General features: G+C 60.0%; 11 protein-coding genes and 1 tRNA gene. 9 read left to right on the top strand and 3 right to left on the bottom strand.

What is annotated here, in order from left to right; translation table 11 throughout:
• Positions 1-182 precede the first annotated feature (182 nt).
• Positions 183-905, bottom strand: a complete 723-nt coding sequence (locus tag GWE18_RS37420; protein ID WP_275190627.1) for a response regulator transcription factor — start codon at positions 903-905, stop codon at positions 183-185.
• Positions 906-1,447: 542 nt separating this feature from the next.
• Between GWE18_RS37420 and GWE18_RS37415 the strand changes: the two genes are divergently transcribed.
• Positions 1,448-2,275 (top strand): DUF3313 domain-containing protein, encoded by an 828-nt coding sequence (locus GWE18_RS37415; RefSeq protein WP_275190626.1) that lies wholly within the window; start codon positions 1,448-1,450, stop codon positions 2,273-2,275.
• Between the two features lie 197 nt (positions 2,276-2,472).
• Entirely contained in the window at positions 2,473-3,924 is a 1,452-nt protein-coding gene (locus GWE18_RS37410) for a patatin-like phospholipase family protein (protein WP_275190625.1), read from the top strand.
• An 8-nt stretch (positions 3,925-3,932) separates the two neighbouring features.
• Here the strand turns inward: GWE18_RS37410 and GWE18_RS37405 are convergent, their stop codons facing one another.
• Both GWE18_RS37405 and GWE18_RS37400 read right to left on the bottom strand, forming a co-directional pair.
• Positions 3,933-5,183, bottom strand: a complete 1,251-nt coding sequence (locus tag GWE18_RS37405; protein WP_275190624.1) for an ATP-binding protein — start codon at positions 5,181-5,183, stop codon at positions 3,933-3,935.
• A complete protein-coding gene (locus GWE18_RS37400; protein ID WP_275190623.1) occupies positions 5,180-5,908 on the bottom strand; it encodes a response regulator in 729 nt (242 codons plus the stop codon). Before GWE18_RS37400 ends, GWE18_RS37405 begins: the two co-directional genes overlap by 4 nt.
• A 252-nt stretch (positions 5,909-6,160) precedes the next feature.
• On the opposite strand from GWE18_RS37400, the gene GWE18_RS37395 reads away from it, so the two are divergent.
• The 7 genes from GWE18_RS37395 (at position 6,161) to GWE18_RS37365 (ending at position 15,474) form a co-directional block, all read left to right on the top strand.
• On the top strand, positions 6,161-7,252 hold the full coding sequence (locus tag GWE18_RS37395; RefSeq protein WP_342804332.1) for an efflux RND transporter periplasmic adaptor subunit: 1,092 nt from the start codon (positions 6,161-6,163) through the stop codon (positions 7,250-7,252).
• On the top strand, positions 7,249-10,332 hold the full coding sequence (locus GWE18_RS37390; RefSeq protein ID WP_275190622.1) for an efflux RND transporter permease subunit: 3,084 nt from the start codon (positions 7,249-7,251) through the stop codon (positions 10,330-10,332). Before GWE18_RS37395 ends, GWE18_RS37390 begins: the two co-directional genes overlap by 4 nt.
• A gap of 122 nt (positions 10,333-10,454) precedes the next feature.
• Positions 10,455-10,952, top strand: coding sequence for a hypothetical protein (locus tag GWE18_RS37385; RefSeq protein ID WP_275190621.1), 498 nt, complete (start codon positions 10,455-10,457; stop codon positions 10,950-10,952).
• A gap of 621 nt (positions 10,953-11,573) precedes the next feature.
• Positions 11,574-11,678: transfer RNA gene (locus GWE18_RS37380), tRNA-Ser, on the top strand.
• A gap of 1,377 nt (positions 11,679-13,055) precedes the next feature.
• Entirely contained in the window at positions 13,056-13,802 is a 747-nt protein-coding gene (locus GWE18_RS37375; RefSeq protein ID WP_275190620.1) for a secretin and TonB N-terminal domain-containing protein, read from the top strand.
• Between the two features lie 11 nt (positions 13,803-13,813).
• On the top strand, positions 13,814-14,311 hold the full coding sequence (locus GWE18_RS37370; RefSeq protein WP_275190619.1) for a sigma-70 family RNA polymerase sigma factor: 498 nt from the start codon (positions 13,814-13,816) through the stop codon (positions 14,309-14,311).
• 155 nt (positions 14,312-14,466) lie between these two features.
• Entirely contained in the window at positions 14,467-15,474 is a 1,008-nt protein-coding gene (locus GWE18_RS37365; RefSeq protein WP_275190618.1) for a FecR domain-containing protein, read from the top strand.
• Positions 15,475-15,637: the final 163 nt, after the last annotated feature.

Here is a 15,637-nt window from a genome sequence, read left to right as displayed (position 1 = left end):
CGTAGATTAGGATACCAAGGCGCGCAGATCGGACAATCCGCCCGGATGCATGTCGCCAAAGAACCACAACCGAAGTTTGGTTAAGGGCGTTCACACCTGCCGTCGCTGGGTACATCCGGCACTTAGGTCCATCTGAGCAAGAGATTTGATCGATGCCCGTCGCATGCTGGCACGCGGAGCGTTTATATCCCTTCATCCAAATGAGTGACCTTGGCTGCAAACTGGTAGCCGCCATTACGGACAGTCTTGAATATTTGAGCTGTGCCGCCGGCTGCAAGTTTGCGTCGTAGGCGGCTGACCAGCACATCAATCGAGCGGTCCAGGACGTCTTCATCGCGCCCTCGTGTCAGATCCAGCAATTGGTCTCGTGAGAGAACGCGGCCGGGACGAGTGAGAAAGATCAGAAGCAGATCAAACTCGGCGCCCGTGAGTTCGATATTGCCACCGCCCGGATCGACCACCGAACGGGCAAACGGATCGGCTACGAAGCCTTCAAAAAGATAGCGACCCCTCCCGTCCTGCGGGGAACGGTCATCCTGACCGCGGCGAAGGACTGCGCGGATGCGAGCGACAAGCTCGCGCGGATTGAATGGCTTTCCGAGGTAGTCGTCGGCGCCAATCTCCAGACCGATGATCCGGTCTACGTCTTCCTTCAGCGCGGTGAGCAGAATGATCGGGACATTCGATCTCTTCGAGCGTAGATCGCGACAAAGATCGAGCCCGGATCCATCGGGCAGCATGACATCGAGGACGATGAGATCGATCTGGCTGGTCGCAATCCGTTCGCGTACTTCGGCACACCTCGAAGCGAGCTGCACACGAAATCCTTGCTCCTTCATGTAGCGTGCCAGAAGTTTTCGAATCTCAAGGTCATCATCGACAACGAGAATTTGCGGTACGTGCATGGGGAGCCGGTCTAGTCACATCGAGGCAGGTTGGAGGAGATATTTGTAACAAAGGCTGTCCTCAAGTCGCTTGGACATCTTTCGACATAAAGGGCAGTGGAGCAGCAACATTCGGTCATGTGGGGCCAGATTCCGAGCCATGTGAGCCGTCTATCAGGGGCGCAGGGTTCAACTATCAGGGGGTCTGAATGCGCTCCGCGGCCACTCTCAATCTATCCAGGTCCTATGAGACTTTTCCTTTCTACCGCCCATGTCGGGTCAGATATCGCGTGTCGCGCTTGATCCGGCTTCCACGGAGAAGATGTTTTTCCAGCACATATCAGCAGTTGTCGGGTGTGATGGCTGCCTTGATGTTGGTTGCTGCAATACGATTAGCACCTTTTGCGGGCGGAGGCTCGGCAGCAACTCTTGTTCAGGTCCTTTTCGCCGCGAGGCCCTCAAGGTCGCCATCGAAGCGCGAGCACGGCTGCGAGATCGGGCGCTGCTCCGTATCAAGATACCGGCCATGGAATGGAATCGAAGCCCGTCGGCCGCATTACTCAATGTTTCTCGCGATGCTGGCCATTGTTAGCTTGCTGCCAGGCTGCGCGACTGCCCCGCTTGTGCAAGCTGGCGGTCTATCGTCCTACGATGGATTGAAACCATCCGACGGCAAGGTCACGAAGTCGCGCCTTCACGTAAGAAAGGAGCAATTGGCGGCGGCGAAGACCATCAACATAGCTCCAACAGCCTTCCCTCCCAACGTCGCGCCGACGCTATCAAACGAGCAGCGGGTACTGGTCGCGAACGCAGTGAACCGCGCCCTATGTGTAAGCCTTAGCGATCGCTTCAAGGTTGTCACGCCGGATGTCCCAGCGGACCTCACCGTGCGCGCTGCCGTGACCCGTGCAACAGAGACAGACGAGGTCGCAGCGGGCATCTCGGCCGCGACCTCGATAGGTGCAAGTTTTGTGGATACCAGTGTTCCGATCCCGGTCCCGCGCATTCCGATCGGCTTGGGAGATCTCTCCATCGAGGCTGAAGCAATCGACCGCTCGGGTCGACAGCAGGCGGCCATGGTCTGGGGTAGGGGTGCGGCCGCCTTTTTCAGCACACCCAGGGCCTCGAAAGCGAGTGACGCGTACGACTTGGCGGGGGCATTCGGCGATGACTTCGCGAACCTGCTCAACAAGGGCGAGAGTCCTTTCGAAGGTGTCGGCATCGATATTCCTTCTTGGGACAAAATCGGTTCGAAGATGGGTCTCGCGCCGAAGTATGCAGCGTGTGAGAACTACGGCCGCGCTCCAGGCATTGCTGGCCTGGTCGGTGGCAAGCTCGGGCTGCCGCCGGAATGGACCGATGATGGGCCGAAAGTAGCTCGAAAACCGTGACAATCAGCATTCGGGGGTTGGACGATTGCCCGGCCCCTTCCGCTCGGCCCGTTTCCATACGCGCGTAGAAGCAGAATCTGCGGCCGGCTTCAAGGCGGAAACTCTCGATGTACATCGCTGGTCAGCCCGGCCGATCGCGACGACCGGGAACGGGAAACGTCGAACCGGCCGTTCCTGCCACGAAGCAGAGGTCGGACATGCGCCCGACGATCGTGACAGCGGCGCGCCTGCACAGGGTGCTTCGTGTTGCAGTCCTGGTATTTGCCGCGGCCGGTGCTGGCTGCGCAACCATGATTCCCCGCGATGTCGTACCGGAGCGGCTCGCAGACGCAGCCGAACTTGCCGGTATGCCGAATATCCGCGTCTGGGGAGACGCGCCGACCGAATCTCTTGCTGCGCTCTCCAGCAACAAGAAACCGAAGGTCGGCGCGCAGAGCCGGTCGGGCCAGCCATCGCCGGAGGTCAACATTCTCGCGATCTCCGGAGGCGGAGACAACGGTGCGTTCGGGGCCGGCCTGCTCGTCGGTTGGGGCGATGCCGGGAGCAGACCCGATTTCGACCTCGTCACCGGCGTCAGCGCCGGCGCGCTCACCGCTCCATTCGTCTACCTGGGACGGAGCCGGGATGCGGAGCTGAGGGAGGTATTCACCAGATATAAGCGGAGCGACATCTACGATCCCGGGATCGTGCCGCCGCTATTGGGATCCGGCCTGTTCGACAGCTCTCCGCTCGAGCATCTGATCGCCAAATATGTCAACGACCGCTTCCTTCGCGACATCGCCAATGAACGTAGAAAGGGACGGGTACTGCTCATCGGGACGACGAACCTGGACGCTCAGCGGCCGATCCTTTGGGACATGGGAAGGATTGCAATGAGCGGCCACCCGCAAGCCCTCAATCTCTTTCGGAAGATTCTCCTGGCTTCTGCGTCAATACCAGGTGCCTTTCCTCCCGTACGCATAACGGTTCGGGTCGAGGGCCGGACCTATGAAGAGCTGCACGTGGATGGTGGAGTGACCCAGCAGGTTTTCGTGTCGCGCCCGTCGCGGGCATTCGGCGATAACGATCCTTGGGCAAAGCGAACGGCAACACGCCTCTTCATCATCCGAAATGGAAAAATCAGCGCTGAGTGGGAAGCCGTCGAGGCGGGAATCTTCTCGATCTCCCAACGTTCGATCTCCACTCTCATCAAGAACCAGGGTATCGGAGATCTTTACCGTATTTATGCCAAGACGCAGATCGATGGTACCGACTTCAACCTGGCGGCGATTCCTGCGGAGTTCAGTGTCACGAGAGAGGAATTGTTCGAATTAAGATACATGCAGGCACTCTACGAAGAGGGCTATCGAGCCGGTTTCCATGGCTATCCTTGGATGAAAACCCCTCCGGGATTAGCCAGGAAGGCTCTCCTTCCCGCGCCGCTGCATGGGAAAACCTCGGGGTTTGGGCGGGTCATTGCCGGACTGAAGGGCTATGCTTCCGCAATTGCAGCCACCCATCAGAGTTTGTCGTTCGCGAGCCAAAGCGTCATGGTATCACGAGCGGGCGGACATCAGCTCTTGGCGCTTCAACGACTCTGTCCATGTCCGTACGCCTCCGCTACTAGAGAAAAAGCGGACATCGCCCAACCCAGGCACCTCGCTTCATAGTGCATGGGCTAGTTGGGCGCCGATGGTTCCACAGCCTCAGCCGGCAGCTTCACGGTCTGAAGCAATCCTCGCAAGGGGCCATTCTCTATCGTGATGCTGCCTCCGGCTCGTTGCACGATCTCGTTTGCAATCGTTAGACCCAGTCCTGCACCATCGAAATGCTTCGTGCGCGCGCGGTCGGCTCGGAAGAATGGCTCGAAGACCTGCCCGATCATGTCTGGCGGGATCCCTGGGCCGTCATCGGCTATGACGACGATCACCTCAGACGGCGCGCTTTCGACGGCGACACGCGCCCGCTTCCCGTATGTGGCGGCATTGATGATCAGATTTCGAAACGCGCGACTGAGGCCGGTCCGGTTTGCGCGCACGATGCCGGCGGTGGAGCGGGTCAGGGTGACGTCGTATGAAAGCTTTCGCAATTCCTCGACTAGTTCGGAAATCAGCATGTCGAGTCGGAGAGGTTCGGGCGTCGATTTTCCAGATTCTTCCCTCACGAGCAGGATTGCACTGTCCGCAATTCGATCGAGCTCATCGATGTCCTTCAGCCACATCGCACGATCATCGTCGTCTTCGACGAATTCAGCCCGCAGACGCATGCGCGTAATTGGTGTCCGCAAATCGTGTCCGGCGGCGGCCACGAGGCGCATCCGACTTTCCATTGCTGCCTTGAGTCGGGAGGACAGCGAGTTGAGTGCCTTGGCGGTGACGCGGACCTCTGCTGGACCTGCAATAGGAAGCTCGGGCAGCAGCGCATCCGGACCGACCGACTCGATCGCACGCTCGAGCACAACGAGAGGCTTGACCATGCGGTTCGCAAAGAAAAGGGCGACTGCCAGCGAGCCAAGCGCGATCAGCGAATGCCACATAAGAAGTAGATTGAAGAGTCCCCCTTGCGGAGGCAGGTCGGGGATCTGTGTGACGATCCAACCTTGATCCACGGGAATAGATAGCAGGGGCAGGTCGTTCTTCCGAGCCACCACGACATCGCGCGGTGTTCCTCGGGCCTTCAGCGCGTCGCGCAGCCAAGCTGTGAGATCCGCCGCGATTTCCCCACCGGCTGGCTCCCGCTGAATCGTAACCAACGTCGGCGCGACATGTACGACCTGCTCCAACAAACCTACCTGCTCGGCCATAGAACCGATCGCTTGTTGTTCGTCCGGCGGGTTGAACAGGTACATCAGGAGCCCGGTTGAACCGCTGACCACGGAAACGATGACTACCGCGATGAGCACGGCCAGTTTGGCCCGCAACGTGTTCACGATGGAAAGTCCCGGAGTTCGACTTTAACGGCGAACTGATAGCCGCCGTTGCGAACCGTCTTCAATAGACGTGTGGTCCCGGAGCTGTCCAGCTTGCGCCTCAAGCGGCTGACCAGCACATCGATCGACCGATCGAATACATCCCCGTCACGGCCACGCGTGAGATCCAGAAGCTGGTCCCTTGAAAGCACGCGTCCCGGCCGATCCAGGAACACCTGCAATAGATCGAATTCCGCGCCCGTCAATTCGATCACGTTGCCATGAGCGTCGGCCACGCTGCGCAATTGCGGATCCGCGATGAGGCCTTCAAACCGATACTTCTTCGCGTGCTCGGGAACAGAAGCCGTCTCCGAGCGGCGCCGTAATACGGCGCGAATTCGCGCCACTAGTTCTCGCGGATTGAAGGGCTTACCGAGGTAGTCGTCGGCTCCCATCTCCAAACCAAGGATGCGATCGACCTCCTCCTTGAGGGCCGTCAAAAGAATGACTGGCGTCGTGTTACGTTTCGCCCGCAGGTCTCTGCATGCATCGAGGCCCGACCCGTCCGGCAGCATTACATCCAGAACGACAAGATCGATCCGATCAGTTGCCAGGCGCTCGCGGAGTTCGCTGCAGCTCGATGCCAGCAGAACGCGAAATGCCTGTCCCTCGACATAGCGGGCGAGCAGTTTTCGAATCTCGGGATCGTCATCGACCACAAGAATCTGCGGCGTTTGTTCACTCATGGGCATCGTCGTGGATGGCTCGGAAAGTACGTTCTACAGCGAAGTAGGGTCGAAGGAAGCCATTATTCGTAACAAATTGCGGCGGCCGGCCAATCCAGCAACATTTCGACATGAATCGGCTTCCCCCGAGACACTCCGACACGAATTGTTCTACGCGAGCAAAGCTCTCGTTCTAACCAGATACCTGCCAGCTGGTCGGCGAAGCGAAAAACAAGACTGCGACTGACAGAGAGCGCAGAGGAAAGGTGCAGAATGATTGCCGTTACCGAACGCAGGCGCATGAGGATCGCTACCGTCGCAGCTTTACTGTTTCTCCATTCCGCGGCCCATGGACAGGATACCTCCGCGGCAATGACGGTCATCGCCGCGTCAGTCGAGAGATCTGAGCTCACCAAGAGCATTACCGCCACCGGAAACGTCGTCGCCTGGCGCGAGATATCGGTCAGCTCCGAGGTCGGCGGCCTGACCGTGACCGAGATCGCGGTCGATGAGGGCGACTTCGTCGCGAACGGGCAGGTATTGGCGCGCCTCACTCGGGATCTTACGGTCGCGGCAATATCGAAGCACAAGGCGGCAGTAGACGAACTGCAGGCGAGTCTTGCAATCGCCAGGTCGGACGCAACGCGGGCGCACTCCGTCTCATCAGGAGTGATCAGTGCGCAGGTGATCGAGCAGCGCGAGACGCTCGTCAAGACGACGGAAGCAAAGCTGCGGGCCGCAGAGGCGCAGCTCGGCGAAGCCGAGGCGCGGGACCGCCAGACGGTCATCGTCGCTCCTGCCGCCGGCATGATCGCATCCCGATCCGCGGCGATAGGCCAGGTGGTCCAGGCTGGAGTCGAGATGTTCCGTCTCATTCAGGACAACCGCGTCGAGGCCAATGCCCGCGTGCTCGAGTCGGATCTGCTTGCCGCCCGGGTTGGGCAATCCGCAACTATTTTTGGACCTACCGGCACGTCCGAGCAGGGAACTGTCCGGATCGTTTCGCCTATCGTCGACCCCAAGACCCGCTTGGGAACGGTCCGCATCGCGCTGGCCGGCGACACGCATCTAAAACCCGGCATGTTCGCACGCGTGGAGATCGCGGTCGAGAGCAAGCTCGCACTGACCGTTCCGCTCAAGGCATTGGTCTGGCGCGACGCGAGGGCGCACGTGTTCAAGGTCGGACGCGACAATCTGGTGTCGCTTGCCGAAGTGGGGATCGGCTCAGGGGCCGCCGAAAACGTTGAAGTTGTACGGGGCCTGGATGCGGGTGATCGCATCGTGACCCAAGGCGCCGGCCTTCTGAACGACGGCGACGCGGTGAACGTCAAAACCGCCTCCGCTAACGGTGGCGCCGTGCGGTGAACAACATTTCCGGTTGGGCAATCCGCAACCCCGTTGCAACTACGATCCTGTTCCTTTTGTTAACGCTGTCGGGCGTGGTCGCGTTCTCGAAGCTTCGGCTGAACAATATGCCCGATATGGACATCCCGACGGTGACGGTCAGTGTCGCCTGGGCCGGAGCTGCGCCGACCGAGATCGAAACGCAGATTACGCGCTTCATAGAGAACGGCGTCGCCGGACTGGGGACCGTCAATCGCACGCGTTCGATCGTGAACGAGGGTCTCTCCATGACCACGGTCGAATTCGCACTCGGGACCGACATCGATCGGGCAACGAACGACGTTCGGGATGCTGTCGCGTCGATACGTTCAAAACTGCCGCAGGGTGCCCTCGATCCCACGATTCGGCGTGTCGAGGCGACGGGGCAGGCCATCCTCACATTCGTCGTCGATGCGCCGACGATGGCTCCCGACGATCTGAGCTGGTTCATCGACAACGACATCGCCAGGGCGGTGCTTGCGGTGCCGGGCGTGTCCAGGATTTCGAGATCCGGCGGCGTCGAAGCCGAGATTACGATCAAGCTCGACCCTGACCGGCTGATGGCACTCGGACTCACGGCCGTCGACGTTTCCGACCTGATCAGGAACCAGAACATCACGCAGCCAGGTGGCCGCGTGACGCTCGGCGGAACCGAACAAGCCATCCGCACCGTCGGGAGCGTAACCGAAGTCGCGCGTCTGAGGGATATGCGCATCGCCTTCAGTGACGGACGCAGCGTCAAACTTTCCGAGATGGGGACGGTCGAGCGGTTCTGGGCGGACCCGCGTCAGAGGGCGCGACTGAACGAGCGGGAGGTCGTCGGCTTCAGTGTCTATCGTGCCGTCGGCAGCGGCGAGTTTGCCGTAACTCGCGATGTCCGGAAGCGGATCGTGGAATTTGCCGCCGCCCACTCTGGTGTGCGCATTTTCGAAGTAACATCGTCGACCGACGCGGTGGTCGAGGGATATGACGCAGCTATCGAGGCGCTTGCGTTGGGGACGCTACTGGCTGTTCTGGTCGTCTGGGTATTCCTGCGGAATATCTGCGCGACGCTGATTTCCTGCGTGGCGCTTCCGCTATCGCTGATCCCGACATTTGCAGTGATGTATGCGCTGAACCAGTCTCTGAACAACATCACTTTGCTCGCGATCGCTCTGGTCGTCGGTATCCTCGTGGACGACGCCATCGTGGAAATCGAGAATATCGTCCGGCATATCCGGCAGTCTGGAAAAAGCGCCTACGATGCCGCGATCGACGCGGCCGACGAAATTGGCCTGGCTGTTGTTGCGACGACATTCGCGATCATCGTGGTCTTCGCGCCCGTCGGGCTGATGCCGGGCATTCCAGGCCAGTTCTTCAAGGCCTTCTCGATCGCAGTCTGCAGCTCCGTGTTCTTTTCCCTGGTTACGGCGCGTCTTCTAACGCCTTTGATGGCAGCATACCTCCTGAAGGAAACGGGCAAGGAGCACCGTGAGCCGGCATGGGTGCGGTACTACACCGAAATGTTGACGTGGACCCTGCGCCATCGATGGATCACGATTTTCGCGGGCATGGTATTCTTCATAGCCTCGCTGTCGCTCGTTCCATCTCTTCCCACCGACTTCATGCCCGCCGCCGACCGAGGCCGCACGATACTCACAGTCGAATTGGCGCCGGGCGCGACGTTGCAGGAAACGGATCTGGCAACACAAAAGGTCATCTTCCTGCTAAGGGCGCGGCCTGAAGTGGCGTCCGTTTACTCGGCGCTCGGAACCGAGACGTCGACATTATCCGGACCCGGCGATCTCTCGACCTCGGTTGGCGAGGTCAGGAGAGCGACGGTCACGGTCAACCTGGTCCCAAGGAGCGAGAGGGCTCTGTCGCAGCAGGCATTCGAGGCCTCGATCGGGCGGCAGCTATCGACGGTTCCCGGCGTTCGGATACGCCTCGGGGAGGACGGATCCTCCGGCGCGAAGATACAGCTATCGCTGTTGAGCGACGACCCCGTGGCGCTCGCCAATTCGGCCCGGCAATTGGCGCAGGAGATGCGCACACTGCCCGGCTTTCATCGCGCGAGGGTGACGAGCAGCTTCGCCAGGCCCGAGCTGCAAATCATCCCGAAAGTGGATAAAGCGGCGGTCCTTGGGGTCTCCACAACGACGCTCGCAAAAACCATCAACATCGCGACCGTAGGTGACATCGAGCAAAACCTCTCAAAGTTCAGCCTGGGCGCCAGACAGATCCCGATTCGCGTATTGCTGAACGAGGATGCGCGCACCGATCTTTCCCGCCTGTCGATTCTTCAGCTTCCGGCTTTCGAGAAGTCGGTGCCGTTATCGTCGGTTGCCGACATCATCTTTGGTTCGGGACCGATCCAGATCGAGCGGACGGATCGCACCCGAAGTGAGACCGTAGAAGCGGAGCTGAGCGGGCTCACGGTCGGGGAAGCCGAACGTCTGGTGGAGAACTTGCCGTCTATCAGGCGATTGCCGAAAGGTGTCGTCTACAAACAGGCCGGCGACTCCGAACGCATGCAGGAGTTGTTCGATGGCTTCAAGCTTGCAATGGGTTCGGCTATCGTTCTGCTCTTCCTCGTTCTTGCCCTCCTGTTCAACGGATTCGTTCAACCTGTCACGATCCTGACCGCGCTCCCTCTGTCGATCGGTGGCGCGCTCGGTCTACTGCTTCTGACAGGTACGTCGATGTCGATGCCGGTGCTGATCGGCATCCTGATGCTGATGGGGATCGCAGCAAAGAATTCGATTCTCCTGGTCGAGTACGCGATCGTCGCCGGGCGCGATCGTGGGCTGGATCGTGTGCACGCCCTTCTGGGTGCAGCTCGCAAACGGGCTCGCCCGATCATGATGACTACGATCGCAATGAGCGCGGGCATGCTGCCGATTGCACTAGGCATGGGAGCCGACGCCGAAAGGCGCGCACCTATGGCGATTGCCGTCATCGGAGGGCTATTCAGCTCAACAGTTCTCAGTCTGGTGTACGTCCCCGCCTTTTTTACAGCCATGGACGATCTACAACGCTGGATCACGAAACGCCTTGGGAGAAGCAAAGTGCAAACAGCTTGATGGTGGTTGAATTGTATCGTGCGGTTCTTCGAGAACAGCTTGCACAATTCGCGTTCTGCGCCTTGCCGGAAAGGGATAAAGGCTTCTCTCTGATCTCGACGCAATGAGGAAGGATCACGATCATGTTTAAGCAAGGAATACGCATCTTGCGGATTCTGGGATGGCCATTCCTGATGGCAGTCTTGATCATCGCGCCTGCTTGCGCGCAGCAGAGCTTCGATGAAGTGGCCGGATCGTGGTCGGGTGTGGGTTCGATGAAGCCTTCGGATGGACCGCGCGAGCGTGTCCGCTGCAAGGTCGATTACATAGCCAAGAACGAGGGGCAGTCCGTGAAAATGAGTGTGCGCTGCGCGAGCGATGCTTACAAAATGGAGCTGACTGCGAATATCGATCAAAGGGGCTCCGCGCTTTCGGGTAATTGGTTTGAAAGCCAGTACCGCCAGGGAGGCAGGATTTCGGGCCAAAACATTAACGGTTTGATCGAAGCGCAAATCGAGAGCGATACGATCACGGCCTTGCTGACCGTTCGCACAAAGGGGAACCGTCAATCGTTCGCTATGGAGTCGCCCGGAGCGTGGGTGTCGCAAGTCTCGATCGATCTTGTTCGAGATCCTCGATAATCCCCGCCTCGGGCGAGCAACCACCATTGCAGCGAAGCACTCAAACTGAGCGAGCCGCCAAAACCCATTATCGACAGAAGAGCTGGATGCGGCTTTCGTGGCTGCCGTTGTGGATTCTCCTGACGGCGTGTGCTGCGGACCCGCAAAATTTGGCCAGCACCAAGATCGGAGCGCCGGATCAATCGAAGGTCATCGAGTCACTCAAGAAGGTTGCCGCTGAAGCCAAGCTTGAGGAGCCCCACGAGATTTCGGCGCCCATCAGAGCTCATCCAATATCTTCTCTTCCTTGGATCATATGCCTGCGGAGCGGCGCTACGGAGCTATCAAAGAGACGCACCCTAGCGGTCTTTTATGAAGGGGATAGGCACGTAACGACGCGGATGTCGGTGATTGTTGACCGTTGCGAGAGCCAGGTGTTCACCGCGTTGAAGAAATGATGACGGGCATAGCGCTCTGAAGTGTACTTGAATCGCGATGCAAACAATTCGAGAGCGTCCTTCGCGCATGAACCGGAGCGGCTCTTGCCAAGAGGGGCGCGGAATCGGAATTCGCAGAAGCCTCCAGCCATTCTAGTAACAGTGCTGCGAAGGATGATGACCGGTGCGACGGATGCCCATCTTCGGTCGGATAAGCTCAAGAGTGCGACCGGCAAGTCATTGATTGTTCTTAACCCGTGGCTGACTCTTAATCAGCGGGTCCCAGGTTCGAGCCCTGGTGCGCCCACCATCGCGAAAATCCTTCTTTTCCAATAGCTTCGCGCGATGGTGGCTGAGAACAAAACGCGTCTCGTGCAGCGTTTTGTGGTCGGACGTCGCACAGATTGCTGTGCGACTTTTCCTTTGCTTCTCTATCTTCACGCCATTTGCTACAGCGCGCAGATCCGATGCTGCAGGTCGATTACGTGCTCGTCGTAGAATAGGATATTAGGGCGAGCAAAACGGACAATCTGTTCTGCCCGTCGCAGCAGGGTACCGCTTGCTGCAGAGCCAAAACCGGATCGTTCGGGGGCTCTATTCGCTCCGCCGCTACCAAAGCTGCGATTTTCTACGCCAAATTACGATCTTCTGCGATCTTGCACTCCTGACGGTAGCGGTCGGAGTTCGCTGGTCCGAATGCATCGCCGCGAAACGGCAGTGAAGATCTAGTTACCTCCGAGAGTTGACTTTGCCGGGCCGCGGGACAGTGTCCCATACGGCCCACGCTCGGCAGCGCGGCTGCTACTCGATGACTTCATCCGCGATTTGGTTGCGCGACGCCTGTCCTGGCTTTGCGGCAGGCAATCCATCCCGGCCGTCGTAGACTTCGCGCGAAGCATGCAGTCTCGCATCCGCCGGATATTGACCAGATGGCAAAACCCGTGTCCTTGATGACCTGCGCTTGCTGATCGGCATTGAGCCACGCCGTCGCGCTGACCACAAAAGCGAGCAAATCAACGCCGGCTCTCCCTGCACGATGGTGTTACGGCTTACTTCGCGCTCCCCAGTGAACGGGCTTCCTTGCCCCGTCACTCCGCGATCTGATCGCGAAACTTAACGTGTGTGCGCATCCGGACGTTGCGCTCATCGTCCGTCGTCAAGATCACCGGCATGGCTTTTGAGTTGGACAGCCGCCACGTTCGGCGCGATCGTCAGAAAACCTAGAAGAGGTGAGGTCGGGTTGGGGACAGAGTGTTAGCCAAATGCGGAGTACAATGCGGGCCGGCTCCGTCTTGTGAATATTTGGACTGCAATATCCGCATCAGAAATTTGAACGAAGACATCAGACGGTACTCACAAAATCTACCGATGTGCTGCTTGTTGTGCAGATCTAATTTGCAACCTAAGAGCGAAGCGGTCGGTGTTTGGCGAGATCAAATCTTGGTCGGGCGATTGCGCAGCGATATAGAATCGTCATGCGACGCCTCGCAACAAGGATGCGCGTCGAACGTCCTTCGACGCGAGCAAAGCGATTGCACTGTCGTGAAAATGTAACGTCGCACGTCTAGCGTCCGACTATCGTCGGCTGGGGAAGCGTGCTGGCGCGCCATATTGCATGTCAGTCCGCAGGTTGTGAGGCGTGTTGAAGCTGGACTGCTGTCCTGATTTGCATGGGCGGACAGTGGTGATGCTTCAGGAACTCCAAGCGGCCTTCGGGCCAGATCACATCGGATATTTCGTGCGGAGTCAGTGGCGCCTTTCTTGGGCCATCGCTCTGGCTCTTGTGAGCATGATGACCGTGTGCAGCTTGGGAATGGCCCAGACACCGCGTGACGACGAGCCGATCGCGTTCGACATCCCCGCACAGCCGCTTGAGGCAGCGCTGACTCGTTATGGGGATGTCACGGGACGCGAGGCGCTCTACGATACGAGCCTCGCGGCGGGCCGGACCTCCGGCGAGGTCCGGGGCGCTCTGACCCCCAAACAGGCGCTGGAAAGACTGCTCTTAGGCACCGGGCTGCTCGCGCGTTTCGTTACCGAGAATGCCTTCGTTCTAGTGCCGGCGCCGTCTGCCAATCGACAGGCGTTGCGGCAAGCGCCGTCGCATCGGCGCTATTATGGGCTGATCCAAGCGAACCTTCTGAACTCGCTGTGCCGGTCGAGCAGCACGCGCCCCGGACGCTACCGCATTGTCGTCGCCTTCTGGATCGGTCGGACGGGGATCATCGAGAATCTGCGGCGCGTCGGCTCGGCCGGATCGGCCGATGTAGATCAACAGATCGACGCCACATTGCGCAGCGTGCGGCTCAACGAACCGCCTCCGGCGGATTTCGCGCAACCCGTCCTGATTTTGCTCATGCCGCAAGCACCCGGCATGACGCCACCGTGCTACCAAGCGGACGACGGTATTCAGCCTGCCCGGATGACGCCATGACCGATCACGCGTTGGCGGCGCTCCGCCGGCTCTTTGTCGACGGCTATGACGATCTCAAGGTGCGCCTGATCCGGCGATTGGGATCGGCGGATCGTGCGGGCGATGCGCTGCATGATACGTGGTTGCGTCTCGACCGCCTGGAGACGGTCGGAGCCGTTCAGAGTCCGCGCAACTATCTCTTTCGCATCGCCCTGAACGTCGCATACCAACAACGGCGGCTCGAGACGCGGCACGTGTCGGCGACCGAGGTCGAAGGTCTGCTCGACATTCCCGACGATGCGCCGTCACCGGAAGAGATCGTCCTGGCTCGCTCCGATCTCGACGCCTTCAGGAGCATCCTGGCCGAGCTCCCGGCGCGCCGGCGCGCGATCTTTCTTGCGGCACGAATTGGCAATGTTCCGCGCCAGACCATCGCCGACCGTCTGGGAATCTCACGGCGCCTCGTGGCGAAGGAGCTCTTCCTCGCCCACAAACATTTTGTCGCGCGCTATCGGGAACTGAGGGATTAGCGCATGGTCCGGAACAAGGGGGCTGGCTGTCCGAAAAGACGGTGCGCAGCAAGAAAGTGTGCTCATCTGTCCGCTGAGAAGCGTCTTAAGAATGACACGTCCCGCGATCGGCCGCGGGGCCGTGGCGGATACGCTGCCGAAGTCGCAAGGTCAGAATGAGCAAAGCGCGTCGTCAAGGTCCTGATCTGGATCCGCTTGCGGAGGAGGCCATCGGCTGGGTGCAGAAACTCGCGCCCGGCGAAGCGACCCCGGCGGACAAGGAGGCGTCGCGCCACTGGCGGGCGCTGAGCCCGGCGCATGAGGCCGCCTTCCTGGAAGCGAAGCGCATCTGGAGCAAGGCCGGCGCCGCCGGCAAGGCCTTGCATCCCGACGTGGATGTCCTGGCCGAGCTGGATGCGCTTGCCAATATGCGGCGAACCGCCACGCGGCGCGCCGTTCTGGGCGGCGGCGTCGCGGCTCTTGCTGCAGCGACGGTCTACGGTGCCACCCGTCCGCCGTTCGGCCTGTGGCCGTCCTTATCCGAGCTCAATGCGGACTATCGCACCAGGACCGGCGAGCAGCGCGCCCTCACATTCGCAGGCGACGTCGCGATCAGCCTGAATACGCAGACGAGCCTCGCCATCCGCCCTCCCGAAGGAGCCGAAGATCGGGTCGAGCTGATCGCAGGAGAGGCCTCGTTCGAAAGGCGTGCGCGCGCGGCCCGGTCGCTTGCAGTTCTTGCAGCGGGCGGCCAGGCGGTCACGGAGTTCGGCCGGTTCGATGTTCGCTATACAACGACCGCCGAACGTGCGCCCGTCGGCGTCACGTGCTTCGAGGGGCTGGTCCGGATCGAGCACGGGAGCGACAGGGCTGCGCTTCGCCCTGGACAACGCGTGCACTACGGTGCCACGGGATTGAGCCCAATCGTCACGATCGATCCTGTGGCCGCGTCGGACTGGCAGCGCGGCGTCGTTGAATTCCATGGCACGGCTCTCACCGAGGCGGTCGAGGAGATCAATCGGTATCGGCCCGGCCGCATCATCCTGATGAACGCGGCTCTGGCGCAGAAACGCCTCAGCGGCCGCTTCCGCATCGACCAGATGGACCAGGTCCTGTTGCAATTGGAGCACGCCTTCAGCGCGAAGTTGCAGCGGCTGCCTGGCGGGGTCGTCTTGCTGAGCTGAACCCGCCCACGCACATTGATGCGAGCACGGGGACCGGCTTTCCGGCCAACGAAATGACGACATTGAAGAAATTCGGCGTGTGCAATCCCGGCGGTCGGAACGCGCCGCAGGCCGGCACGCCCGTCTCAAGAATTTTTCGCATCAGGCGTGCTCAACGGGCCAC

It is taken from the genome of Bradyrhizobium sp. CSA112 (assembly GCF_029051645.1).
In the GTDB taxonomy this organism is placed as follows: Bacteria; Pseudomonadota; Alphaproteobacteria; order Rhizobiales; family Xanthobacteraceae; genus Bradyrhizobium.
The sequence above is the reverse complement of the archived record's forward strand: the minus strand, read 5'-3'. Positions and strand labels throughout refer to the sequence as shown.